Here is a 22,692-nt window from a genome sequence, read left to right as displayed (position 1 = left end):
GGATGTACTCAAAATGTGGACTGCTCTCAGTATCCTAAACGTAAGACAGTCCCACTTTAAAGCTGTCTCAAATGCTTCAATCTTCTGCAAAGAGCAGATATGTAGGTCTTTAAATTTTTAAATGATCTAAAGTTGCCATAAAGTCTGTAAATTTTTCACCCTGAATCACCACATGTGCTTTAAGCAAGGCCTCAGCCTCTTGTTCATTACCTGAAAAGATGGCATCCAGAATCTCGCTATGTTCTGAAAAAGAATGATTCATGCGGTGATTTACACGTAACTGTAAGCGTCGATAAGGATGTAGGCGCTTGTGCAGAGCACATGCCTGTTCAATTAAAAAGGAATTATGACTGGCTTGATAAATGGCAAAGTGAAATAAACGGTTAGCTTCATAATAATTTTCTGAGTCATTCTGATTTAAATAGTCCTGACATAAATGATGTAAGCGCTGTAATTCCTGTTTTTCTTCTGGTTGAATGCGCCGTGCTGCCAATCGCCCACACATGGCTTCTAATTCAGCCATAACCTCGAACATTTCACAAAGGGTAAATGAGTTAATGGTTGGAATAATTGCACCACGACGTGGGCGAATTTCAACTAAACCTTCAGCGGCCAATAACTTTAGTGCCTCACGAATTGGGGTGCGTGAAGCACCATAGCGTTCGCAAAGCTCTTGTTCATCCAGCTTGGTCCCGGGCAGGAAAAAGCCATAAATAATATCATCCTCCAGCTTTTTACTGATTTGAATAGAAAGAGGAAGTTCTGCTATTGAAGTCATACATCACCAAAATTGTATACAATTTATGTTTATTTGAGTACAAATCATTGTACACTGGATACAGATAAGCTATAACTATAGCAAATTATAAGTCAGATTATTAGAAGCACTGCATGATCCAGGGAGGATTCAGCAATGATTATTTACGGAACAGCTATATTGGCGGTCTGCCATTTACTTGGTGTTTATCTGGGCAATGTCCTCGGGATAGCCCTTGGTGTCCAAGCCAATGTAGGTGGCGTGGCTATAGCCATGATTTTATTAATTCTATCGAAGGAGCTGTTAGCTAAACGCGGGCATTTACCTCAAGTGACTCAATTTGGTGTGTTGTACTGGTCAGGTATGTATATCCCGATTGTTGTTGCCATGTCGGCAGGTCAGAACGTAGTTGCTGCTATGTCTGGCGGGATGTTGGGTCTGATTGTTTCAATTGCGTCTTTGATTGGCACCGTCCTGGTGATTCGTTGGTTGAATAAATCCAGTGGTGACTACGAAAGCTATGAATGGGCTGTAGAGCCGACTGAAAAAGCCGCTTAAGGACAAGGGTGTTGTCCTAACACGAAATAACAATCAGTTATAAGGTTACAAGGAAGAAACGCAATGGAAGAAATAATTACGGTTTTTACCAAAAATGCCCTCGTCGCGGCGCTCGCAGTGACTGGTCTGATGATGTATGTATCGCATCTTTTGTCGAAATACCTCACCAAAGGGAAGTTACAAAGCTCAGCCATCGCCATCACTATGGGCTTAGTTTTAGCTTATTTTGCTGGGATTTATACTCAAGGAGAAAAGGGCATTTCAGATATCGCCATTTTTTCAGGCTTTGCTTTACTTGGTGGCGCCATGATTCGTGACTTAGCCATTGCATCAACGGCGTTTGAAGTCGATGTCAAGGAAGTGAAAAAAGCAGGAAAGGTGGGTTTGATCGCGCTCGGACTTGGCTGCGTGATTCCATTTGTGATTGGTGCAACGGTGTCCTGGTTGATGGGTTATAAAGATCCCGTTTCGATGACCACGATTGGGGCAGGTGCGATGACTTATATCGTTGGACCTGTGACTGGTTCAGCCATAGGTGCAAGCTCAGAAGTAATCGCATTATCGATTGCAATTGGCTTAATTAAGTCAGTGTTCTTCATGGTAGGTACGCCAATCTTTGCAAAATTTATGTATCTCAAAAGTCCACGCTCTGCCATGGTTTTTGGTGGAATGGCGGGGACAACCAGTGGCACAGCAGCAGGTTTAGCAGGAACGGATGTGCGTTTAGTGCCCTATGGTGCATTGGTCGCAACCTTCTATACCGGTCTTGGTTGTTTACTTGGACCATCTGTATTTTTTCTCACAATCAATGCCATCTTCGGCTAAGCACAGCATAAAGGTGACTCCATGAACCAAATGGTTAAGACGCGCTTATGGGATAAGCAGCGCACCCGTAGACAAGAAAAACTGACTCTTGCCAAAGAAAAAGGCTTTGCAAAACAGGTTGAGCATGCTCGGGTGATTGAACTCCTGGAAACCGTGATTTCCAGTGGCGATCGCGTTTGTCTGGAAGGTAATAACCAAAAGCAGGCCGATTTTCTGTCAAAGAGCTTAAGTCAGTGTAATCCTGAGGTGGTTCATGACTTACATATTGTACAGTCGGTATTGGCTTTACCCAGTCATATTGATGTCTTTGAAAAAGGCATTGCCTCTAAGGTTGATTTTTCCTTTGCAGGACCACAAAGTTTACGTCTGGCACAATTAGTTCAGCAGCAAAAAATCAGTATTGGTTCGATCCATACTTACCTGGAGTTGTATGGGCGTTACTTTATTGATCTGACGCCAAATGTCTGTCTGATTACGGCACATGCGGCTGATCGTGAGGGTAACCTTTATACAGGTGCGAATACCGAAGATACGCCCGCGATTATTGAAGCCACCGCATTTAAAAGCGGGATCGTGATTGCGCAGGTTAATGAAATTGTCGATAAGTTACCACGTGTCGATGTACCTGCGGATTGGGTCGATTTTTATATTGAAAGTCCCAAGTACAACTATATAGAACCATTGTTTACCCGAGATCCTGCACAAATTACCGAAGTACAGATTTTAATGGCGATGATGGTCATTAAAGGGATCTATGCGCCGTATCAAATTCAACGTTTAAACCATGGTATTGGCTTTGATACTGCGGCAATTGAATTATTGCTGCCTACGTATGGGGCATCCTTAGGACTAAAGGGACAGATTTGTACCAATTGGGCTTTGAATCCGCATCCGACTTTAATTCCTGCGATTGAAAGTGGATTTGTCGATTCGATCCATAGCTTTGGTTCTGAAGTGGGGATGGAAGACTATATTAAAGAACGTCCAGATGTGTTCTTTACAGGCAGTGATGGCAGCATGCGTTCCAATCGTGCTTTTAGCCAAACTGCGGGTTTATATGCCTGTGATCTCTTTATAGGTTCAACCTTGCAAATTGACTTACAGGGTAATAGTTCAACTGCAACAGTAGACCGTATTTCTGGTTTTGGTGGTGCGCCGAATATGGGCTCTGACCCGCATGGACGCCGTCATGCCAGTTATGCCTATACCAAAGCAGGCCGTGAAGCAGTCGATGGTAAACTCATTAAAGGCCGTAAGCTGGTGGTGCAATTGGTCGAAACATACCGTGAACATATGCATCCCGTCTTTGTTGAAGAGTTAGATGCGTGGCAGTTGCAGGACAAAATGGAGAGCGAGCTCCCGCCTATCATGATTTATGGCGAAGACGTAACCCATATCGTGACGGAAGAAGGTATTGCTAACTTACTGTTATGTCGCACATCTGAAGAACGTGAACAAGCCATCCGTGGTGTAGCAGGTTATACCCCTGTGGGGATGCAGCGTGATGAGGCCAAAGTGGGTGAGCTACGCAAGCGCGGCATTATTCAACGTCCAGAAGATTTAGGAATTGATCCAACACAGGTCAGTCGTGATTTGTTGGCAGCAAAATCGGTGAAAGATTTAGTTAAATGGTCGGGTGGTTTATATAGTCCCCCAAGTCGCTTTAGAAACTGGTGATCGACATGGAAAAGTTAAAATTTGAATTGCAATCAACGCCACTGAGCGCTGAACAGGCGGCGGTCATTTGTGGTGTGGTCGGTTCTGGAAATTTAGAAGTCTTGGTTTCACAGCATGATCAGGCAGATATTTGTCAGATTGAAGTCACTACATCAGCGGTCGGTTTTCAACATGTTTGGCAGTCTGTACTGAATGAATTTGCCCAACGTCATGCGGTGGCAGGGCTTAAATTTCAGTTAAATGATATGGGGGCAACACCGGCAGTGGTAAACCTGCGCTTAAGCCAAGCAATATCTATGTTTAAGGGAGTATAGAACATGGATCAAATGATGCTCAAAAACAGTTTTTATGAAAAAACAGCACGTGCGCGTATTCAAGCAGTCGTCGATGCTCAGAGTTTTAATGAAATCTTAAAGCCGACTGAGATTGAGGTTAGCCCGCATCTATCCGCTTTGGATATTCCGGGTAGTTTTGATGATGGCGTGATTATTGGTACAGCGCGTTTAAATGGAACACCAGTGCATATCGTTGCGCAGGAAGGCCAGTTTATGGGCGGTGCTGTGGGGGAAATCCACGGGGCAAAAATTGTCGGTCTCTTGCATAAAGCCATTCAGGATCAGGCACAGGCAGTGCTGTTTTTTGTCGACTCAGGTGGCGTGCGTCTGCATGAAGCCAATGCAGGTCTTATTGCTATTTCCGAAATTATGCGTGCCATGTTACAGGTACGAAATGCAGGCATTCCTATTATTGCTGTGATTGGTGGCACTTGTGGCGCTTTTGGTGGTATGGGCATCAGTGCGTGTTTGAGCAGTGCCATCATTATGACAGAAGAAGGACGTTTGGCACTGTCTGGGCCAGAAGTGATTGAAACAGTTAAAGGCGTAGAAGAGTTTGACTCGAAAGACCGTGCTCTGGTTTGGCGCGTTACAGGCGGTAAACATCGTTATTTACTCAATCATGTACAGGCTTTGGTCGAGGATGATATTGCAGATATTCGTGATGCGATTTTAACGCAGCTGGACGCTAAAGCTGCTCCTTTAGACTTAGAACAATTATTGCAACAGCAGCAACAGCTTGAGCAGCAGTACCAACGCTGGTTTGGTAAAAATGATGGTTTACAGATTTGGCATGACATGGGAATTTCACAGCCAGAAAAAATTCCGATGTTGTCTGCCCATGAAGTTGTGTTGTTAAAGCAAGGATGAGCTCATGAATACAGAATTACTTTTACAACAGTTGTTTCCGAGTCAACTGAATTATCAGATCGAAGGTTATGTGATTAAGGGTAATGCACAGACGGATGCAGGTCCCGTGCGCATTCTCGGTACAGTCAATGCAGCGCCCATTAATCAACAGATTGCCATGGAACTGGCAGGTGAAATCTTAGAGCTGGTACAGCAGAACCAACAAACGCCTGTGGTGTTTATTGTGGATACGCAAGGCCAGGATCTTTCCCGTGCGGATGAGTTACTGTGCTTAAACCGTACCTTCGCGCATTTGGCATCTTGTGTTGACCTGCTGCGTAGAAGTGGACATGCCAACTTCGCGATTATTTTTGGTCAGGCCGTTAGTGGTGGGTTTTTGTCCTATGGTCTCATGGCAAACGAAGTTTATGCGCTCAGTGATTCGCAAGTGAAAGTCATGGACTTAAATGCGATGGCACGGGTCACTAAAATTCCAGTCGAAAAGTTAAAAGAGTTGTCACAAAGCTCAGCTATTTTTGCTCCAGGGGCAGAAAACTTTTACAAAATGGGCGCAATCAATGCCATTTGGCCAGATTTGGAGACTGATTGGGTCAGCCAAGCACTGTTAAATCAACAACAACATCTTGAAACTTATCTGACAGATCAACGCCGTGTGGCAGGGCAGCAGCGTCAAGGGCGTGTGTTGTGTAATACCATTATTGAGAAAGTTGTTCGCAGTTAAGGAAGCAGATATGGATCGTCATGACTTAGCTTATCTTTGTGATTCAGCACACCTACATTTTTTAGATGTTTCTTTACCAGAAGCAGTGAAACAAAAGGTGTATCAGCTGTTGAGCCAACATATTCCAATGACCGTTTGTCGGCAGGACGATATGGATGCGGGACAAGTGAAGCTGGCGATCAATTGCTTGGTTGAAGGTTATAAATATCGGGTGGCATGTTTAGTCGATAAACACGCGATTGAGCAGATCACTAGTCCACTTTCTCTACAGACGCTGTTCGAAACTGATGCGCAGCTCCTGCAACTTAAAGTGCTGAGAGATTTTGCAGACAGTTTGGAACAATTGGGCTGCAAAGTGTATGTCTATGGTTCCTATGCGTATCAGTCTCTTACGCAGGAGGCTTATGTAAGGCCAACTTCCGATTTAGATCTGTTGTTGTATCCACAACATCAACATGATGTACCAAAAATTTTACAGCTCATTCAACAAGTCCAAGCCCAGAGTTCTATTCGCTTGGATGGAGAGATTCAAATCCATCCAGACTGGCATGTGTCATTTAATGAGTTAATTACGGTTTTTCCTAAAATGAACCAGCAAGTGATCGTAAAAGGAATTCAGCGTGTGGAGATGCTGAGATTAGAACAATTATTCGAAGGGAAGCTTGAATATGCAAATGCTACAACCGTATGAAGTTTTATGCCCAAGCATTATCACTACAGCTGAAAGATTAGACCGTTTGGCATGTATGGCGTTATTGGATGAAGCCAGTTTAGAACATAAGCCTGGGTTGGTTTGTCCAGGTTCGCAGGGCAGTCATCGCGACATGGACTTTAGCTTGTTCCAGTGTAGTGTGGATGCTTTACAGGGCTATTTTCAGGCGCAATGTTTGAATGGTTATCGTGATGCTGATTTTGAAGAGATTCGACAATGTGGCATTTTAGCTGAACAGAAGATGATGACTGCAACTCAGCAGATCAATACCCATAAAGGGGCGATTTTTAATTTAGGCTTTGCCAGCGCTGCAGTAGGGCAATGTTTAGCAGCGGATAGTCCCTTGAATGCAGGTTCGATCAGTCAAAAAATTCAAAGTACCTGGCAGCATGAACTGTTACATCATTTAGAGCGTAATCCCAATAGTCACGGGCAACGCATGCGTAGTCAATATGGCATCACAGGAGCGATTGAAGAAGTGGCTTCAGGTTTTAAAACGGTGATGGATGTTGCCTTACCAACGTATATCGAGATTTATAGCAAAACGGTCAATGCACAGCAGGCTGCAATTCAGACTTTATTTAGTCTGATGGCCTATGTACAGGATACCAATATTGTTTGGCGTGGTGGTTTATCAGCCTTATATATTGTGCAGGATCTAGCCAGGCAGTTTTTGGCCCGTGGCGGTGTGTTACAACACAATTGGATGCAAGATGTGGCTGGAGTGGAAGATTATTTCATTCAGCATCGCTTAAGTCCGGGAGGCAGTGCAGATTTATTGGGGGTGACTTTATTCATGCTGAAGGTGGAACATGAATTTCGCAATCATATTTAGTGGGCAAGGGCTCCAAAGCTTAGGGCATGTTCAAGAGCTACTCACTTTGGCGGATGAGCTTCATGTATCAGATAGTTTAAAGCAACATTTGCCGCGACTATTTTGTTCCGATTTAACTGAAGCAGATTTGTATGCAAATGAATTTGCACAGCCTTGTATTGTTGCTTTGCAATGGTGTCGTTGGCAAAAATTAAGACCTGAGATTGAAGACCTTATGAGTTTCTCAGGTTATTCACTCGGAGAGTTAAGTGCACTTATTTGTGCAACGCAGATAGGTTTGGAGCAAGGACTATATTTAGCCCAGCAGCGTGCTTCGTTAATGTCTTCAGCCACTGAGTATGAATGTGGCTTAATGGCCATTCAGGGCATCAATCTCAATACACTTGAAGCGTTGTTGACTGAAACGTCAACCGCACTTTCCATCAAATTGAGTGATAGTAGTTTTGTCGTGGGTGGGTCTGATGCCAATTTACAGCAGCTGGCTCAGCAACTCGAATTACGAGGAACACGTTTTATTAAACGTTTGAATGTCACCATTGCATCGCATACTGCATGCATGGATGCTGCGGTTCAGCCGTATCGGCAAGTTTTACAGCAGCAAGACTTTGCTCGTTTATGCACGGCCATGATTAGCGGTTCGGGTGGGCATAAGTTTTTTAAGACCACAGATGCAGTTAATGCACTGATTCACCAAATGAATCATACGGTTAATTGGGATGCCTGTTTAAGTGCAATACAAGAAAATCAGCCTGATATCGTCTTAGAAATTGGACCGGGCAGCGCTTTAAGTAAAATGCTCTTGGAACGTAATCCAAATTGTATCGTACGGGCGGTGGATGATTTTAAAAGTTGGTCTGGATTACAGGCATGGTTAGAAAGCTTACAAATAGGATGATTTTGAAAATTTATTTTTATTAGATATGTTAAAATGCATGCGCAAGTTCTAATCTTAAGACAGGATATTGAACAAGTTTAGCGATTCAATGCACTAAATCTAATTTGGGTCAAAATTGGGTCAATGAATTTTTTTATTCAATAAAATAGCTTTGAAATGAACGAGTTGAGGTTTGAGTTCAATTGACGCCCTCCCATCTGTTTTCGTAGTTTTCCTGGAAAATTTGAAATTTAAGAAATAAAAATAATTTTTACGACTTATGACATGCCCTGTCAATTTTGTAGCTTATCTTCACTTTATTCAATTGATTAGTCAGCCTGATCAAAAGTTTAAATTTAAAAGGTAAATTGAAAGGACATTAGCATGACAATAAGACCTGAACCGTTTACCAATAAGCATAAGAAGTTGGCTTTAAAGCGTATTATTAGAGCATTGATACTTGGGAAAATAGAGTGGGTTGAATTAAAGAAGTTCTATTTAGCAATGTTGCATTTAGAACAGAGATGGATCCGTAAATTTGAACAACTCCTATAAGTGATATTCTGCTCCTCAAATGATGTTATAAACATCAATATATGGAGTATTTTATGGCACGTAGACCAAGAAGAAATCATTCAAATGATTTTAAAGCTAAGGTAGCACTTGCTGCGATTAAAGCAGAAAAAACACTTGCTGAATTGAGTGCTGAGTTTGATGTTCATCAAAACCAAATTATTGACTGGAAAAATCAATTGATCTCAGCTTCCTCGCAAGCTTTCGATCAATCAAAAGCTCCAACAGAACCACCCATCGATCTAAAAAAACTACATGCAAAAATCGGTGAGCAGGCATTAGAAATTGATTTTTTAGAAGGTGTGTTGAAGAAACTGGGCCGCTTCAACCACAAAAGTTAATCGACGACTCACTTCAGATTTCAGTATCTAAGCAAGCTAAGCTGCTGAAAGTCTCCCGTGGTTGTTATTACTATCGCCCAAAACCTGTGAGTGCATCAGATCTGAAGCTGATGCGATGTATTGATGAATTACATATGCAATATCCTTTTGCAGGCAGTCGTATGATGCGTGATTTGTTGAATCGTCAAGGACATCATATAGGACGACGTCATACACGTACTTTAATGAAGAAAATGGGTATTCAGGCGTTATATTGCAAACCAAATTTAAGCCAGGCTAATCAAGCTCACCGTAAATATCCATATCTGCTCAAAGGGTTGGCTATTCAGCGCAGTAATCAAGTGTGGTCTACGGATATAACGTATATCCCTATGGCAAAAGGCTTTGTTTATTTATGTGCTGTGATTGATTGGCATAGCCGCAAGGTACTTGCGCATAGGGTATCGATTAGTATGGAGGTGGATTTTTGTATTTCGGCTTTAAATGAAGCGATTGAAAAATATGGTCGACCTGAAATATTTAATACAGACCAAGGCAGCCAGTTTACCAGTGATGCATTTATTGATGTATTGAAATCAAATGGCATTCAAATCAGTATGGATGGTAAAGGTCGATGGGTAGATAATGTGATGGTTGAACGATTATGGCGGAGCGTTAAATATGAAGAGGTGTATCTCAAAGCTTATAGCAGTGTCACAGATGCGAAAAAGCAATTAAGTGCATATTTTGAGTTTTATAATTTGAAACGACCTCATTCGAGTCTAGACAAAATGACACCAAATGAGTTTTACTATGATCAGCTACCCCAACAAAACAAGGTGGCTTAACTAGAGCGGAATATCACTTATAAATACGCTTTTAGTTGTTCAAACAAGTGGGACCACCTCTAACGTTATTTAGATGTACTAGCTCAAACCTGATCTGACAGTTACCGATATTTGATTAAGATTGTCAGGTTAAATTTGAGCTAAATTCTTTTCAGTTCAAATATATTTTCCGTCAGGTAATGTTTCAAATGGTGTTCTGCCATTACAATCATCTTTGGTTCATGACATGCCCGATATGGGCTATTGCACGAGCGAAAGATCTGTGAGTAGAATACTTTGTGTGTATATTAATTAAACCATCGAAATAAGCCAACAATTCAGATTATAGAGTTATTGGCTTAAACAGGATTGGGATTAAGTAGGATTACCACCAAAGACTTATTCATTAGCAAATTATATTGCTGAATAAGTCTTAAGTAGACTCGTGTAAGAAAACTTTTAAAGATTACAACTAAAAAAGATCACTCGCTTACGATGATATTTCCCAGCATCAAATATTCTTCATGCCTAGATGGTGCATGTATAGCTAATATTTTTTCACCATTTGATGAGAATTTTTGCCAGTTACCATCTTCCAGAATCATCTCTTTAAACTCATTCATATCTTTGGAAAGGTATAAAGTGCTAGAAGATATAAAAATATTAAAATCTTGTAATTTGAATATTTTATCTATGGAGAAATCTATGTCAGATTTAGTCCATTCAAAACCATTCTTGGATATAAAAGATTCCCTATAAGCTGTTTGGCAGAAATATAAACTGTTTATCTGATCAAAGAATGCATTATCTTGTATATCATCTATAATCCAACTGCATTCGCGCCACTTTTGGTTATCAGTCAAATAAATGGCTTTGGGTTTTGCATCAATCTTCTTTTTATTGGATGCATATATCCAATCATATTTAGTTAATAATATAGGGATATTTAATACAGGTAATACAGCCAAGTTCTTTATTTCTAATCCCTCATCTAAATAAGGTGTATGTTCCCACTCTTTCCAGTCACTATTCAAATTAGATGAGTACATTATGATAGGTTTTTTATAATCTGAAATTTTAGTAGACTCAGAGAAAAATCCTTTTTCTTTATAGGAATACTCTGTTTTTTTTGTACATATCCATAACCATATATTTTTAAATTTAGTTATATTTTTAGTTGGGTAAATCCCATTGGAATAATTAACACCATCAGGAATAGTTCCTTTTTTCCAGCTTATATAGTCAGATGTATAAATAAAGCCATTTTCTTCAAAACCACTGCTAAAGATAATACAAGTGTTATCTATAATTTTAATTTCATCAATATAAGAATGGTCTTCAATACAGGTTATATTTAAAGATTCCCATGTACTTTCATTATTACTAATATAGAATTTATTATTACTATCTATAATTAGCCATTTTTTGTTAAGGATTTCAATAAATCTTATATCCTCCAAATGGCATGGTAAGTTATCTAACTTTTTCCAGTTAATAGAAACTTTTTTACCATCATCGAGTACCACTACCTTCTTATTCTGCTTTTCTAATTCTTTTTGCTCATCTGCATCTTTTTTTGCTTGCTTTTTGAGTACTACAATAGACTTATCATATTCATTGTTTTCAAATAGCTCTAATTGTTGCACTGCAATTTCACAAGCATTCAAAAAAGAATCAAGTGTTTTTTCAATTTGCTCACTAACATAGCTAAATTGGTCATGCCAGTTTTCATTTCTAGCTGATGTATCTAGGTCAATATCTGAATAGTCAATACCATCTTCAAATTCTATTTCCTCAAGTTTATAATTTCTTATAATGTTATTAGCTTCAGATAGATTTCCTCTATTATTAGATATAAAGTCTCTAACCTCTTTCTTATAACTATTTAAATCAGATGTACAAGATGCTCTCCCTATGGAAGTTGCAGAACCACTAACGGAAGAACGTAATTTACTCAAAAAACCTGTATCAAAATCCGAATCATCAAAATAGTATGAATATTCATTTGACTTCATTGCTATATCAAAATTTTTAGAAATAAATTTTGTACTTTCCAAATATGAAAGATTTAGTTTACGAATAAGCTCATCAAAACTAGTATTTTGCTCTAAGTTCTCTATGGTGTGCTGTTGCTCTTCATCTTCATTCTTTTCAACTTCTTCATCTAATCCATTCTGTTCTCTAAATATATTTACCGCTAGTACACTATTACCAACAATTTCTTCAATAATTTGCTTAAATGTATAAATTGAGTCTAGATAATCAAATTCTTCTCCGAAAAATTTAGAGACAATTCTTTCAAATTTTTCATCTGAATCACAAATAGTTTCATCTGAAACAAGATCATAAATTTTATTGTAGTCATTGGATAAGAAATATAATGCATTAAAAAACTGACTAGAAATATTTTCATTAATAAATTTATTATCAATATAGTATTCATCTGACGATAGATTTATTAAATTTAGATAATCATCTAGTTTAATAACTTCAATGTCATGTAATAGCTCTATGATAAAATCAATAAACCGTATTTCTTCATCACAGTTTATATTCATTTCTTCTAATAAAACGATCAGATGATTGACATCTTTACGACCAAAATCAAATTCTCTATGAGTCTTAACAAAATCATATATTAAATATAAAACAAGTATTGTTTTTGGATAAGACTTAAATTTTCTTTTATTAGCTTTAATATTTAAAGACCATTCGCTTAAGCCTAAACGACCATCAATATTTTCTATTTTATCAACAGCTTGTTCTAAAAATCCCCTAGTTTCATAAAGGAGTTCATTGGTAGCACTAAGGTTGTTCCTAATAGTGGCAATACTTTGGGCTTTTATTAGATTTTGTTCTTGTAGCTCTTTTAAATAGTGCCATGCAAGATGCTGCATTGCTATTAAATCTGAACTGTTTTGATTAATCGCTTCCTGATTTTTACCTGTAAAAGAATACCAGCAGCGTTTAACAAAACCAGCATCTTTGATCTTATTTAGTCTATTTTCTGATGTAGTCAGTAATTTGGAGGCATCTAGTGCTAACTGTTGCGAAAAAGCTTTTTTTCTTTTCGATCTTTCTATCAGAGAACTTAATTTTAAATTTTCTTCGTGAGAAAGAGGTTGATGGAAGATTTGGTCAAGGGTGCTGTGGTCTAAAACTGTCATGATGAATTCCTAAAATTTTCCTAACTTTGCTTTTAATCTTGAACTTTGCTTTCTCATTTCATTAACTTGGGTATTAAAATGTTTTTCTGACAAAAACAATCCTTTTTGGAAATCAGCATAAAAATCTTGTGATATTGATAAATACATTAAAGAATCATTCATTACGTTCCCAAGAGAAACTAGATTTTGAGTTTGTACTAGAGATTCTTTAAAAGGTTTTTCTATACCATTATCTATAGCAATTGTTGTTGCGATAGAAGTAATCATCCCACCCAAAATACTTCCAATAATCATTCCAGGAGGGCCGCCAATAGCTCCAATACTTGTGCCTATTGCAGATCCAACTACGCCAGAGCCAGTTTGAAAAATATTTTTTCCTGTGCGTTCTTCTAACTCTTTTCCTGACATTTTTCCTAAAGCAAACATCACAGTGCATTGAACCAGGTCCACAGCACAAACTGCTGCTCCCCCCACACTACCTGCGGCTAAACTTTGCTGAAATACTGTACCTGTAAATAAACTTGGTAAATATTGTGCTGCCGTGCTTACGCTTGCTGTAGCTACACCAGCTTTTAAAGCACTGTCTCCAGCTGCAATTACAGTATTTTTTAGAATGGCTTGTACAGCTTCTTCACTAGATATCTGACCATTTTGGGCTTTCTGAATATATTCAATACTATTAATTGTTCCTGCTATAACTGTTGTAATAACAGCTGCATTTTTTGCTGCTTTTACGCTTTGTTGAAGCGTAGATTTATTTAGATAACCCTGTTGCATCTTTTTATGCATTTCTTGGCCAGTTTTACCACCTTGCCCAAGATGTTCAGCCTCTTTTTTACTTAGTGCTGTAGACTCTACACCATCAATTGCTAACTTATCAGCCGCTTTATTTTTAACATGCGTTGCACCTTCAATAACTGCAGGTTTACGGTGCTGTGATTTGTTAATTTTCTGTTGAGCAGCTTGCTTAATGTCATTTAACTGGTCTGATGGACCTAAAAAAACATCATTTTCAGCATATTTAAAGTTTCCATCTTTTTTCTCACGAAAAGCATTTGCTGTTTTTTCAGCAGTTCCACAATATTTTGATTGAGCTGTCAAAACTTGTTTATTTCCATCCATAACTACTATGTCGTGAACAGTATTATTTTTTGATAAACCATGATTGCCTTTAAAATTATCTGTAAATGCTCTTACATTTTTATCTTTTAGAATTGCATCCAAATTAAAAGATTCTGCATGCCATGTTTCTGCTGCAAATCCACCACTTATAGCCGCTCTATTTTCGTGCCCCTGCCACTTTTCAGATACTGCTCTTAGTAACTCATTACTTTGTTCAATCTGTTCTATCATTTTCCCTACTTTATCGGCCGCTTCCATAGACCAAATAGGGCATACATCTATAGATGTTTTTAAAGTATTTTTACGATTTCGTTCCATAATTTTTTCCTAATTTCCCAAATATTCTTTCAATTCACTTTCCAACTCATCTTGTAAATTTATAGGATCAGTAATTCTTACATGTGGGATCCAATATCTAACTAAAGGTAAAAGCTGCATGGTATGGCTAATTCTGCTTGACACTAGTAAACTACCATCTTTTAACTCTTCAATAATTTCTTGTTCTGGAAAAAGTAAACGTTGTTTAAAATGTAAAGCGATTTCTTGAGAAACAATTAAAACTACTTTGGTCTTTTCTCTGCCAAACCAAATACTATTTTCATTATTTAGCTGCTGTATGATTTGAGGATCAGGTATAAAACTTTGAAGTTCATGTTGTTGATAAGATATCGCCATTCGACTTATCCGATATACACGGATTAATCCTTCTTTTACAGCTGCTAAATACCAACTTCCATGATGATGGATCAATCTATATGGTTCAACAATACGTATCTCATTGTTATATAAAAATGCCACCTGTTGATTTTTTTCAATTGCAGTTGAAAACATTTCAAAAAATACTGTTAATAGTGTGGCATCTTCGGAGGAAGAACCTTTAGCACTATAGATAGAACTGGCACGGCTATCTAAAATTTCACGTAAAAATGAGATATCTAAACTTGGATAAAGTTGTGCAATTCCAGAAAGTTGAGCAAAATTTTTAATATCTTGTGGTTTTAATTGCCCCAAATAATGCTGCTCTAAATAGAATTTTTTTGTTCGATTATTCTGTTGCAAAGGTAAACAGCTTGATAACCGTTCAATATCCCGATCTAATGTACGTTTGCTAACTCCAAATTCATCTGCCAGACTTTTTAGATCTAAATGAACCCCATTATTTAGCATTACAATAATTTTTGTTAAGCGTTCAGCCAATTGCGAAGCTACAGAACTTTTTGCCATTCCCAACCTAATTTTTCAGTTATAACTATGGTCTTTTATTTTCAATAATATTTTGACAGGGTGTGTCATTTTGAAAACTTTATAAATTTAACAAAAAATTACAATTCATGAAATATAATAATCTGATATATCAGTTTACTAAATTAATTTAGTAATATTAGTTTTAAATATATTGATTTAAATTAGGTAGAAACTGTTTTTACATCTAAAATACTAAAAAATGAAGGCACAGCTCACTTTGCTTTGTACGGTAGAATTCTAATCTGACTTGGTTTTTCTGAATATAAGAATTAAGTTTATTTTAAAAAAATTGCTAAAATTTCGAACATTACTTTGTGTGATAGGCCTAAAATTCATTTAGAAAGAAAATAATAAATTACAGTGCAGCCTCTCTAGCTTATATGAGGTTCAATACTTAAAACTACTTGATAAGGCTTAAATCCTTCTAGGACAGCATCTGCGACCAATTGAATAAAAGGCTCAGTCTTTCCATAAGCCATCCATTGATCAAGAGCTTCATAATAAGCTAATCGATTTTCTACAGTAATCACACAAGGTGGATAACCAGCTTTAAGTAATTCTAGATTCATCAAAAGACGTGATGTGCGACCATTGCCATCAATAAATGGGTGAATGCCAACAAAATCGGCATGTACTTTAGCTGCACGCTCAATAGGATGAAGCTTATGTGCTTCACTGTTATACCAATCTACCAATTGAGCCATCTTATCATTTAACAAAGTATAGTCAGGTGGGGTAGTGGTAGCACCTGATATCAGGACGTTTTGTTGACGATAACGTCCAGCATTATCCTCATCAATATTCTTTAAAATGAGTTGATGGATATTACGAATTTGCCATTCAGAAAAAGGCTCCTCTTTCCGAATGATATCTTCAACATAGTAAATTGCATTTCTATGGTTGATCGCTTCGAAGTGTTCTCTTAATGCCTTTCCACCAACAGTAATACCCTCCAGTACTACTTTTGTTTCTAGTAGAGTAAGTGTATTACCTTCAATTGCATTTGAATGATAAGTCCAGCGAAGAATAAGGTCTTCTTGTAAATTTTTTACAATTGAATGAGAGAGGGGGCGATGTTGATCTAATTTTTTCTTTAAATCATCGATAGTTTCAAACATTACCTTATCCCTGAATTTGTCTTAGTTGATAATACATGAAAAAGAAATATCAAAAAATGTAACGATATATTATTACATTTTGTATTGATTGTAAAAGTGGTAATATTGGTACATCAATTCAAATCCTATGACAGGATATTGAACAAGTTTAGCGATTCAATGCACTAAATCTAATTTGGGTCAAAATTGGGTCAATGAATTTTTTTTAATTAATAAAATAGCTTTGAAATGAATGAGTTGAGGTTTGAGTTCAATTGACGCCACCTCCACCAAATTCCTAACAAAACATACCCAAATATGTTTTAAATAGTAGATGAAAGGCTTGATTCTAAAGGGATCAAGCTTTTTTCTTGCCTGAACTTACCCAAACATAACTAGCTATAGTGTACATACGCCGTGTACACTGTCATGTACATTGCAATATTTATTGAACTCGCCGGTGTACAAGCTCATGAAAAGAATAGATATCAAACGTCGTCCTTTGTCAGATACCGTACTTGCTAACCTTGAGCCTGAATTAAAAGAATACCGTCTGTTAGACCCATATGGTTTATTGTTGGTTATTACAATTAAAGATCAGAAGGATTGGAATGAATCAAGGACAGTGCTTAAAGCAGGTATTGGGACAAACAAATATTGAATTCATTTAAAAATTTAATTTACCTGGGCGAAAGTCATCTATTAATGAGTTCACCTCTTTTAATACAGTAATAAATCTGCAGGCTACCTGCTTTAGTATGTTCGGATAATTTATTCAAGTCGGGTAAGGTCACTATCCTGAATATTATCAATTGTATCAATAGTTTTATGGATTTTATCAGCGTGCTTTATTGAATCAATAAGGATTGGGGGTAATTATTATATTGATGCTTTCTTATATTTTTGGCTTAATTTTCATGAAATAGACAATTAAAAATGGCCAGGTACTGACCATCTTTAACCTGTCTATCTAGGTCAAAATACTACAGATTCAGTGATTTAAAAATGTTTTCAGAATGTCATTAAATGCTTCAGGCTGCTCGATATTTGAAATATGTGAGGCATTAATTTCAGCCAGCTGGCTATCTGGAATACGATCCACCATAAACTGACCATCTGCAACTGTGGTTATAGGGTCTTGCAGACCTGCAATTACTAAAACAGGTACGCTGATATTCTTTAATTTTTCACGTAAATCAGCCTTAGCCAAAGCCTCACAACAATTTGCATAACCTTCTGCGCTGCCAGCTGCTAAGTCGTTACTTAAAGATTCTACAACTGCTATTTGGCTTTGGATAAAGCGTTCTGTAAACCAGCGTGATGCAGCCGTTGCTGCAATGGGCTGTAAACCTTGTTCGCGTACCAGTGAGGCACGCTCATTCCATGCTTGTTCCTGACCGATTTTTGCTGCGGTATTGCATACAATGACATGGTTAAAATATTCAGGCTTATGAATAGCAAGCCATTGACCTGTTAAACCACCCATGGAAATTCCGCAGAAACTGGCTTTTTTAATATTTAGATGATCAAGTAGGTTGATTACATCTTGTCCGAGTTGGTCAATGGTATATGGACCTTGAGGAGCAGAAGACTGCCCATGACCACGTGTGTCATAGCAAATGACATAGAAATCATTTTGTAGGGTATCAATTTGTGGCTGCCACATCGTAAATTTTGTGCCCAGCGAATTTGAAAATACAATCGCAGGGTTATTCTCATCACCAAATGTTTGGTAATTGATTTCGGCATCGTTGGATGTAAATTTTGGCATGAAATCCCTCCCGACCTCCCTTTAAAAAGGGAGGGGAAATATTTTAGAAACTAGTTATGATTAGTTAAACCCGTTCAATAATCAAAGCGATGCCTTGACCTACACCAATACACATTGAACATAGGGCATATTTGCCACCAATGGCTTCAAGTTGATTTAGTGCTGTGGTGACTAGACGTGCACCAGATGCACCGAGCGGATGACCAATTGCAATTGCTCCACCATTCGGATTAACGTGTGTTGCACCATCTTCTAAACCTAAATCGCGAGTGACAGCCAAAGCTTGTGCTGCAAACGCTTCATTCAGTTCAATCACATCTATTTGCTCTAAACCTAGACCTGTTTGTGCAAGTAACTTTTTAATTGCAGGCGCAGGACCAAAACCCATGATGCGAGGTTCAACGCCTACAGTAGTCGCACCAATAATTTTAGCGCGGGCTTTTAAATTGTACTTTTCAATGGCTTCATCGGAAGCAATCAATAATGCAGCAGCACCATCATTAATCCCTGAAGCATTTCCCGCAGTGACAGTACCATCGGCTTTGACCACGGGTTTAAGTTTGTTTAATCCTTCAAGTGTAGTTGACGCACGTGGATGTTCATCGGTATCGACGACAATGGCATCACCTTTACGCTGTGGAATGGTGACAGCAATGATTTCTTTAGCAAAGAAGCCTTTGGCTTGTGCAGCAGCAGTACGTTGCTGGCTTTCTAAGGCAAATTTGTCTTGATCAGCTCGATTGATATTGAATTGTTCAGCCACATTTTCAGCCGTTTGTGGCATGGTCTCAACACCATACATTTCTTTCAGCTTTGGATTGATAAAACGCCAACCCATGGTGGTGTCTTCGAGTTTTTGACTACGACCGTATGCACTGTCAGATTTACCCATTACCAATGGCGCACGGCTCATGCTTTCTACACCACCTGCAATGATCAAATCCGCTTCACCTGCTTTGATTGCACGGGCTGCCATTGCCACTGCATCTAAAGATGAGCCACATAAACGGTTGACTGTGGTTGCAGGTACTTGGTAGGGAACACCTGCTAAAAGTGCAGACATACGTCCGACATTACGGTTATCTTCACCTGCCTGGTTGGCACAGCCATAGATCACGTCATCAATCAATTCCCAGTCCACAGATGGATTACGTTCCATTAGAGCTTTGATTGGTAATGCGCCTAAGTCATCTGCACGGATAGGTGCTAAACCACCTGCATAACGTCCGAATGGGGTACGGATGGCGTCAATGATGTATGCGTTTTTCATTGTTTATTCTCTTTTAAATCTTCACCTCCCTTAATCCCTCCTGAAAGGAGGGAGACTCAAAAGCTAATGTTTGTGCTTTGAAGTCCCCCTTTGAAAAAGGGGGATTTAGGGAGATTATTTTGAAAAGGCTGTGTAATTAGTTTGTTGCATCAATCAACTTAGCACCCGTCATTGACTGTAATTCGTCAAATGAAAGACCATCCACTTTTTCTATGACTTTCATGCCCTCAGTAGTCACATCAATCACACAAAGGTCTGTATAAATACGGTCTACACATTTCAAACCTGTAGCAGGATAAGACAGTTCAGCGACGATTTTTGGTTCGCCTTTTTTAGTGACATGGTCTGTGGTGATAAAGACTTTCTTTGCGCCAACCGCTAAATCCATTGCACCACCAACTGCAGGAATCGCATCTGGTGCGCCTGTATGCCAGTTGGCTAAGTCACCATTTTCAGCCACTTGGAAAGCACCCAGAACAGCGATGTCTAAGTGACCTCCACGCATCATTGCAAATGAATCACCATGATGGAAGAAGCAACCACCCGTCAGCATAGTGACGAATTCTTTACCTGCATTGATCAGTTCTGGGTCTTCCTGTCCAGCTTCAGGTGGGGGACCAAAAGCCAATAAACCATTTTCAGAGTGTAAAAATACGTCTTTGTCTGATGGTAGGTAATTTGAAATCTTGGTCGGTAAGCCAATACCCAGATTCACATAAGCACCATCTGGAATGTCCTGGGCAACACGTTCAGCAATTTGATCACGGCTTAATTTGCTATAACTCATTTTAATTTCTCCGTATCTTATTACTGTGCGTTATTGTCAGTAGAGCCGACAGCAACAACGTGTTGAACGAAAATTCCTGCAGTCACAATATGTTCAGGATCAAGCACACCCAACTCAACTACTTCCGAGACTTGTGCAATCGTCACATCGGCAGCCATCGCCATGATTGGACCAAAGTTACGTGCAGATTTGTTATAGACTAAATTGCCCCAACGGTCGCCTTGATGTGCTTTGATTAAAGCAAAATCAGCTTTGATTGGATTTTCTAAAACGAAGTCTTTGCCTTCATAATGTAAGGTCGGTTTGCCTTCAGCAAGCATCGTTCCAAAACCTGTTGGGGTGTAGATTGGTCCTAAGCCCATGCCTGCAGCCTGGATACGACAAGCTAAGTTGCCTTGTGGAACAAGTTCGAGTTCAATTTTTCCGGCGCGATACAGTTCATCAAAGACCCAGGAGTCTGACTGACGTGGGAATGAACAAATGATTTTACGCACAGCACCTGCTTTTAGAAGTTTAGCTAAGCCGTAATCGCCATTGCCTGCGTTGTTATTGATAATGACAAGGTCTTTCACACCCAGTTCGATCAAGCCATCAATCAGTTCAGCGGGTTGTCCTGCTGTGCCAAATCCACCAATCATGATGGTCGCACCATCTTTGATCTGGGAAAGTGCTTCTTTCAGTGAAGCTGAGCTTTTATCAATCATGTGATTAACCTTATCTGCATTTTCATGAATTTCTATGCATAAATATCGCTTCTGAATAGTTATGCGTAGAAATTGTGGTGTTGCGATAACTTTAGAAATTAAGCCTTAAATCGGAAGCATTGTTATTGAATCACTCAACTGACATTACGTTCTAAAGTGGGTTCAAGCCCCCCTAAGATGTTAGAGTGGCTTGATTTCTGATCAGGTATCATCTTCACGAATAGAAGACGGGTGACGGTTTAAAGCAGTCACCTGAATATCCATATAAGGGTAGAGGGGTAATCCTTGTAGGATATTGTGTAATTCTTCATTACTTTCAACATCAAAAATACTGATATTGGAATACTGACCCGTTATGCGCCAGATGTGACGCCATTTCCCTTGTCGTTGCAGATCCTGAGAATATGCTTTTTCAATGGCTTTAATTTCACTGGCTTTATCGCTTGGCATATCGAGTGGGATATGAACGTCCATTTTGACCTGGAAAAGCATGGTGACTCCTTCAATTATTGACGACGCAGGTTGTCGATTTTGTCTTCATCCAGTTCAATCCCTAAGCCATGACCCGCTGGAATTTTTAGCTCAAAGTTTTCGTATTGAAGTGGTGTTTTTAAAATCTGTTCAGTCAGCAGTAATGGACCAAAAAGTTCAGTGCCATAAGCTAAGTTACTGAATGTAGAGAATACATGTGCTGATGCCACTGTGCCCACAGGACCTTCAAGCATGGTGCCACCATAAAGGTCGATCCCTGCTAAACTGGCAATTTTCCCTACTTCGCAGCCTTCGATTAAACCGCCAGACTGTGCGACTTTAACTGCAAAAACAGAAGCAGCATTACGTTTAGCCAGTTCATAAGCGCTTTGTGGTCCCATCAAAGATTCATCAGCCATGATGGCAATATCAAACTTACGGGTTAAGCGTTCCATAGCATCAATATTGTTGATGGCACAAGGTTGTTCGATCAGATCAATGCCACCATCCTGCAGCATCTGAATGCCTTTAATTGCAGTCAGTTCAGACCAGGCACGATTGACATCAACACGAATGGAAATGTCATCACCTAAGGCTTTCTTTATGGTTAAGACATGTTCAACATCCTGTTCCACAGGGCGTGAACCGATTTTCAGTTTGAAGACATTATGACGTTTGCTTTCAATCATTTTTTGCGCTTCGGCAATATCTTTTTCAGTATTGCCAGATGCAAGAACCCAAAGGACTGAAATGCTGTCACGTAAACGTCCGCCTAAGACTTCACTTAAAGGTAAGCCTAAACGCTGTGCCTGGATATCCAGTAATGCAGTCTGAATTGCGCATTTAGCAAAACGGTTACCATTGATATTACGGTTAATCGTTTGCATCGTTTGTGCGACGTTTAAATTGTTTAAAGTTTTTAATAAGGGCGCAAAATAAGTTTCAATATTGGTTTTAACACTTTCAGGACTTTCTTCACCATAGCCTAAGCCACCGATTGTGGTCGCTTCGCCCCAGCCGATAAAGCCGTCTTCCGTACTTACTTTGACCAGTACTAAGGTTTGGGTTTGCATTGTTGCAACCGCCATCTTATGCGGACGGATGGTTGGAATATCAACAAGCAATGTTTCTATGGATTTATACATTGCAAATCTTTCTTCAGTGTTAATCTACT

The 22,692-nt window shown here is 38.9% G+C and carries 23 protein-coding genes; 12 read left to right on the top strand and 11 right to left on the bottom strand.

Annotated features, from left to right (window positions below; genetic code table 11):
- Window positions 1-109: 109 nt before the first annotated feature.
- Window positions 110-778, bottom strand: a complete 669-nt coding sequence (locus CDG60_RS14455) for a GntR family transcriptional regulator (protein ID WP_087514371.1) — start codon at window positions 776-778, stop codon at window positions 110-112.
- A 135-nt stretch (window positions 779-913) separates the two neighbouring features.
- Here CDG60_RS14455 and madL point away from each other — a divergent pair, with 135 nt between their 5' ends.
- From madL to CDG60_RS14405, 11 genes are all read left to right on the top strand, one after another.
- Window positions 914-1,315 (top strand): malonate transporter subunit MadL, encoded by a 402-nt coding sequence (madL, locus tag CDG60_RS14450; protein WP_087514370.1) that lies wholly within the window; start codon window positions 914-916, stop codon window positions 1,313-1,315.
- Between the two features lie 63 nt (window positions 1,316-1,378).
- Window positions 1,379-2,140 carry a malonate transporter subunit MadM gene (gene madM, locus CDG60_RS14445; RefSeq protein ID WP_087514369.1) on the top strand — a complete coding sequence of 254 codons (762 nt, stop codon included), beginning with the start codon at window positions 1,379-1,381 and terminating at the stop codon, window positions 2,138-2,140.
- A 21-nt stretch (window positions 2,141-2,161) separates the two neighbouring features.
- Window positions 2,162-3,817: a malonate decarboxylase subunit alpha gene (gene mdcA / locus CDG60_RS14440; protein WP_087514368.1), complete on the top strand. Its 1,656-nt coding sequence runs from the start codon at window positions 2,162-2,164 to the stop codon at window positions 3,815-3,817.
- Between the two features lie 5 nt (window positions 3,818-3,822).
- Complete coding sequence (gene mdcC / locus CDG60_RS14435; protein WP_062035317.1) at window positions 3,823-4,131, top strand: malonate decarboxylase acyl carrier protein; 309 nt, start codon at window positions 3,823-3,825, stop codon at window positions 4,129-4,131.
- A gap of 3 nt (window positions 4,132-4,134) precedes the next feature.
- Complete coding sequence (locus CDG60_RS14430) at window positions 4,135-5,022, top strand: biotin-independent malonate decarboxylase subunit beta (protein ID WP_087514367.1); 888 nt, start codon at window positions 4,135-4,137, stop codon at window positions 5,020-5,022.
- 4 nt (window positions 5,023-5,026) lie between these two features.
- The gene (mdcE, locus tag CDG60_RS14425) at window positions 5,027-5,743 is read left to right on the top strand and encodes a biotin-independent malonate decarboxylase subunit gamma (protein WP_087514366.1); all 717 of its coding nucleotides are present in this window, start codon (window positions 5,027-5,029) and stop codon (window positions 5,741-5,743) included.
- A 10-nt stretch (window positions 5,744-5,753) separates the two neighbouring features.
- The gene (mdcG, locus tag CDG60_RS14420) at window positions 5,754-6,434 is read left to right on the top strand and encodes a malonate decarboxylase holo-[acyl-carrier-protein] synthase (protein ID WP_087514365.1); all 681 of its coding nucleotides are present in this window, start codon (window positions 5,754-5,756) and stop codon (window positions 6,432-6,434) included.
- On the top strand, window positions 6,412-7,290 hold the full coding sequence (gene mdcB, locus CDG60_RS14415) for a triphosphoribosyl-dephospho-CoA synthase MdcB (protein ID WP_087514364.1): 879 nt from the start codon (window positions 6,412-6,414) through the stop codon (window positions 7,288-7,290). The genes mdcG and mdcB overlap by 23 nt, the downstream gene beginning before the upstream one ends.
- Window positions 7,268-8,185 carry an acyltransferase domain-containing protein gene (locus CDG60_RS14410; RefSeq protein WP_087514363.1) on the top strand — a complete coding sequence of 306 codons (918 nt, stop codon included), beginning with the start codon at window positions 7,268-7,270 and terminating at the stop codon, window positions 8,183-8,185. The genes mdcB and CDG60_RS14410 overlap by 23 nt, the downstream gene beginning before the upstream one ends.
- Window positions 8,186-8,548: 363 nt before the next feature.
- A complete protein-coding gene (locus CDG60_RS18330; RefSeq protein ID WP_171405462.1) occupies window positions 8,549-8,719 on the top strand; it encodes a hypothetical protein in 171 nt (56 codons plus the stop codon).
- A 53-nt stretch (window positions 8,720-8,772) separates the two neighbouring features.
- A protein-coding gene (locus tag CDG60_RS14405; RefSeq protein WP_223155595.1) for an IS3-like element ISAba14 family transposase occupies window positions 8,773-9,905 on the top strand; the annotation gives its coding sequence in 2 pieces (ribosomal slippage) (window positions 8,773-9,025 and window positions 9,025-9,905; 1,134 coding nt in all).
- A 461-nt stretch (window positions 9,906-10,366) separates the two neighbouring features.
- Here CDG60_RS14405 and CDG60_RS14400 read toward each other — a convergent pair.
- The 4 genes from CDG60_RS14400 to CDG60_RS14385 form a co-directional block, all read right to left on the bottom strand.
- Window positions 10,367-13,051 carry a hypothetical protein gene (locus CDG60_RS14400; protein WP_087514277.1) on the bottom strand — a complete coding sequence of 895 codons (2,685 nt, stop codon included), beginning with the start codon at window positions 13,049-13,051 and terminating at the stop codon, window positions 10,367-10,369.
- Window positions 13,052-13,060: 9 nt separating this feature from the next.
- Window positions 13,061-14,491, bottom strand: a complete 1,431-nt coding sequence (locus tag CDG60_RS14395) for a hypothetical protein (protein ID WP_087514278.1) — start codon at window positions 14,489-14,491, stop codon at window positions 13,061-13,063.
- 9 nt (window positions 14,492-14,500) lie between these two features.
- Window positions 14,501-15,397 (bottom strand): helix-turn-helix transcriptional regulator, encoded by an 897-nt coding sequence (locus CDG60_RS14390; protein ID WP_087514279.1) that lies wholly within the window; start codon window positions 15,395-15,397, stop codon window positions 14,501-14,503.
- A 392-nt stretch (window positions 15,398-15,789) separates the two neighbouring features.
- Window positions 15,790-16,536, bottom strand: a complete 747-nt coding sequence (locus tag CDG60_RS14385) for a Fic family protein (RefSeq protein WP_087514280.1) — start codon at window positions 16,534-16,536, stop codon at window positions 15,790-15,792.
- A 451-nt stretch (window positions 16,537-16,987) separates the two neighbouring features.
- On the opposite strand from CDG60_RS14385, the gene CDG60_RS18625 reads away from it, so the two are divergent.
- The gene (locus CDG60_RS18625) at window positions 16,988-17,176 is read left to right on the top strand and encodes a hypothetical protein (RefSeq protein ID WP_406565320.1); all 189 of its coding nucleotides are present in this window, start codon (window positions 16,988-16,990) and stop codon (window positions 17,174-17,176) included.
- Window positions 17,177-17,506: 330 nt separating this feature from the next.
- Here CDG60_RS18625 and pcaD read toward each other — a convergent pair whose 3' ends face one another.
- The 6 genes from pcaD to CDG60_RS14350 all read right to left on the bottom strand — a co-directional run bounded on the left by pcaD (window position 17,507) and on the right by CDG60_RS14350 (window position 22,663).
- The gene (pcaD, locus tag CDG60_RS14375) at window positions 17,507-18,286 is read right to left on the bottom strand and encodes a 3-oxoadipate enol-lactonase (protein ID WP_087514281.1); all 780 of its coding nucleotides are present in this window, start codon (window positions 18,284-18,286) and stop codon (window positions 17,507-17,509) included.
- 64 nt (window positions 18,287-18,350) lie between these two features.
- Window positions 18,351-19,556, bottom strand: a complete 1,206-nt coding sequence (pcaF, locus tag CDG60_RS14370; protein ID WP_087514282.1) for a 3-oxoadipyl-CoA thiolase — start codon at window positions 19,554-19,556, stop codon at window positions 18,351-18,353.
- A gap of 136 nt (window positions 19,557-19,692) precedes the next feature.
- Entirely contained in the window at window positions 19,693-20,343 is a 651-nt protein-coding gene (locus tag CDG60_RS14365) for a 3-oxoacid CoA-transferase subunit B (RefSeq protein ID WP_087514283.1), read from the bottom strand.
- A gap of 20 nt (window positions 20,344-20,363) precedes the next feature.
- Window positions 20,364-21,047, bottom strand: a complete 684-nt coding sequence (locus CDG60_RS14360; protein ID WP_087514284.1) for a 3-oxoacid CoA-transferase subunit A — start codon at window positions 21,045-21,047, stop codon at window positions 20,364-20,366.
- 201 nt (window positions 21,048-21,248) lie between these two features.
- Window positions 21,249-21,539 carry a muconolactone Delta-isomerase gene (catC, locus tag CDG60_RS14355; RefSeq protein WP_087514285.1) on the bottom strand — a complete coding sequence of 97 codons (291 nt, stop codon included), beginning with the start codon at window positions 21,537-21,539 and terminating at the stop codon, window positions 21,249-21,251.
- A gap of 14 nt (window positions 21,540-21,553) precedes the next feature.
- Entirely contained in the window at window positions 21,554-22,663 is a 1,110-nt protein-coding gene (locus CDG60_RS14350) for a muconate/chloromuconate family cycloisomerase (protein ID WP_087514286.1), read from the bottom strand.
- Window positions 22,664-22,692: the final 29 nt, after the last annotated feature.

The organism is Acinetobacter chinensis (assembly GCF_002165375.2).
Taxonomy (GTDB): domain Bacteria; phylum Pseudomonadota; class Gammaproteobacteria; order Pseudomonadales; family Moraxellaceae; genus Acinetobacter; species Acinetobacter chinensis.
The sequence above is the reverse complement of the archived record's forward strand: the minus strand, read 5'-3'. Positions and strand labels throughout refer to the sequence as shown.

Excerpts from the sequence above, each read along its gene's own strand:
- CDG60_RS14395 (WP_087514278.1), bottom strand. The coding sequence starts at position 14,491 with ATGGAACGAAATCGTAAAAATACTTTAAAAACATCTATAGATGTATGC.
- CDG60_RS14390 (WP_087514279.1), bottom strand. The coding sequence starts at position 15,397 with ATGGCAAAAAGTTCTGTAGCTTCGCAATTGGCTGAACGCTTAACAAAA.
- madM (WP_087514369.1), top strand. The coding sequence starts at position 1,379 with ATGGAAGAAATAATTACGGTTTTTACCAAAAATGCCCTCGTCGCGGCG.
- CDG60_RS14365 (WP_087514283.1), bottom strand. The coding sequence starts at position 20,343 with ATGAGTTATAGCAAATTAAGCCGTGATCAAATTGCTGAACGTGTTGCC.
- pcaD (WP_087514281.1), bottom strand. The coding sequence starts at position 18,286 with ATGCCAAAATTTACATCCAACGATGCCGAAATCAATTACCAAACATTT.
- madL (WP_087514370.1), top strand. The coding sequence starts at position 914 with ATGATTATTTACGGAACAGCTATATTGGCGGTCTGCCATTTACTTGGT.
- mdcA (WP_087514368.1), top strand. The coding sequence starts at position 2,162 with ATGAACCAAATGGTTAAGACGCGCTTATGGGATAAGCAGCGCACCCGT.
- CDG60_RS14385 (WP_087514280.1), bottom strand. The coding sequence starts at position 16,536 with ATGTTTGAAACTATCGATGATTTAAAGAAAAAATTAGATCAACATCGC.
- CDG60_RS14350 (WP_087514286.1), bottom strand. The coding sequence starts at position 22,663 with ATGTATAAATCCATAGAAACATTGCTTGTTGATATTCCAACCATCCGT.
- CDG60_RS14430 (WP_087514367.1), top strand. The coding sequence starts at position 4,135 with ATGGATCAAATGATGCTCAAAAACAGTTTTTATGAAAAAACAGCACGT.
- mdcE (WP_087514366.1), top strand. The coding sequence starts at position 5,027 with ATGAATACAGAATTACTTTTACAACAGTTGTTTCCGAGTCAACTGAAT.
- mdcC (WP_062035317.1), top strand. The coding sequence starts at position 3,823 with ATGGAAAAGTTAAAATTTGAATTGCAATCAACGCCACTGAGCGCTGAA.
- CDG60_RS14410 (WP_087514363.1), top strand. The coding sequence starts at position 7,268 with ATGAATTTCGCAATCATATTTAGTGGGCAAGGGCTCCAAAGCTTAGGG.
- CDG60_RS18330 (WP_171405462.1), top strand. The coding sequence starts at position 8,549 with ATGACAATAAGACCTGAACCGTTTACCAATAAGCATAAGAAGTTGGCT.
- CDG60_RS14400 (WP_087514277.1), bottom strand. The coding sequence starts at position 13,051 with ATGACAGTTTTAGACCACAGCACCCTTGACCAAATCTTCCATCAACCT.
- CDG60_RS14360 (WP_087514284.1), bottom strand. The coding sequence starts at position 21,047 with ATGATTGATAAAAGCTCAGCTTCACTGAAAGAAGCACTTTCCCAGATC.
- CDG60_RS18625 (WP_406565320.1), top strand. The coding sequence starts at position 16,988 with ATGAAAAGAATAGATATCAAACGTCGTCCTTTGTCAGATACCGTACTT.
- mdcG (WP_087514365.1), top strand. The coding sequence starts at position 5,754 with ATGGATCGTCATGACTTAGCTTATCTTTGTGATTCAGCACACCTACAT.
- catC (WP_087514285.1), bottom strand. The coding sequence starts at position 21,539 with ATGCTTTTCCAGGTCAAAATGGACGTTCATATCCCACTCGATATGCCA.
- CDG60_RS14455 (WP_087514371.1), bottom strand. The coding sequence starts at position 778 with ATGACTTCAATAGCAGAACTTCCTCTTTCTATTCAAATCAGTAAAAAG.
- mdcB (WP_087514364.1), top strand. The coding sequence starts at position 6,412 with ATGCAAATGCTACAACCGTATGAAGTTTTATGCCCAAGCATTATCACT.
- pcaF (WP_087514282.1), bottom strand. The coding sequence starts at position 19,556 with ATGAAAAACGCATACATCATTGACGCCATCCGTACCCCATTCGGACGT.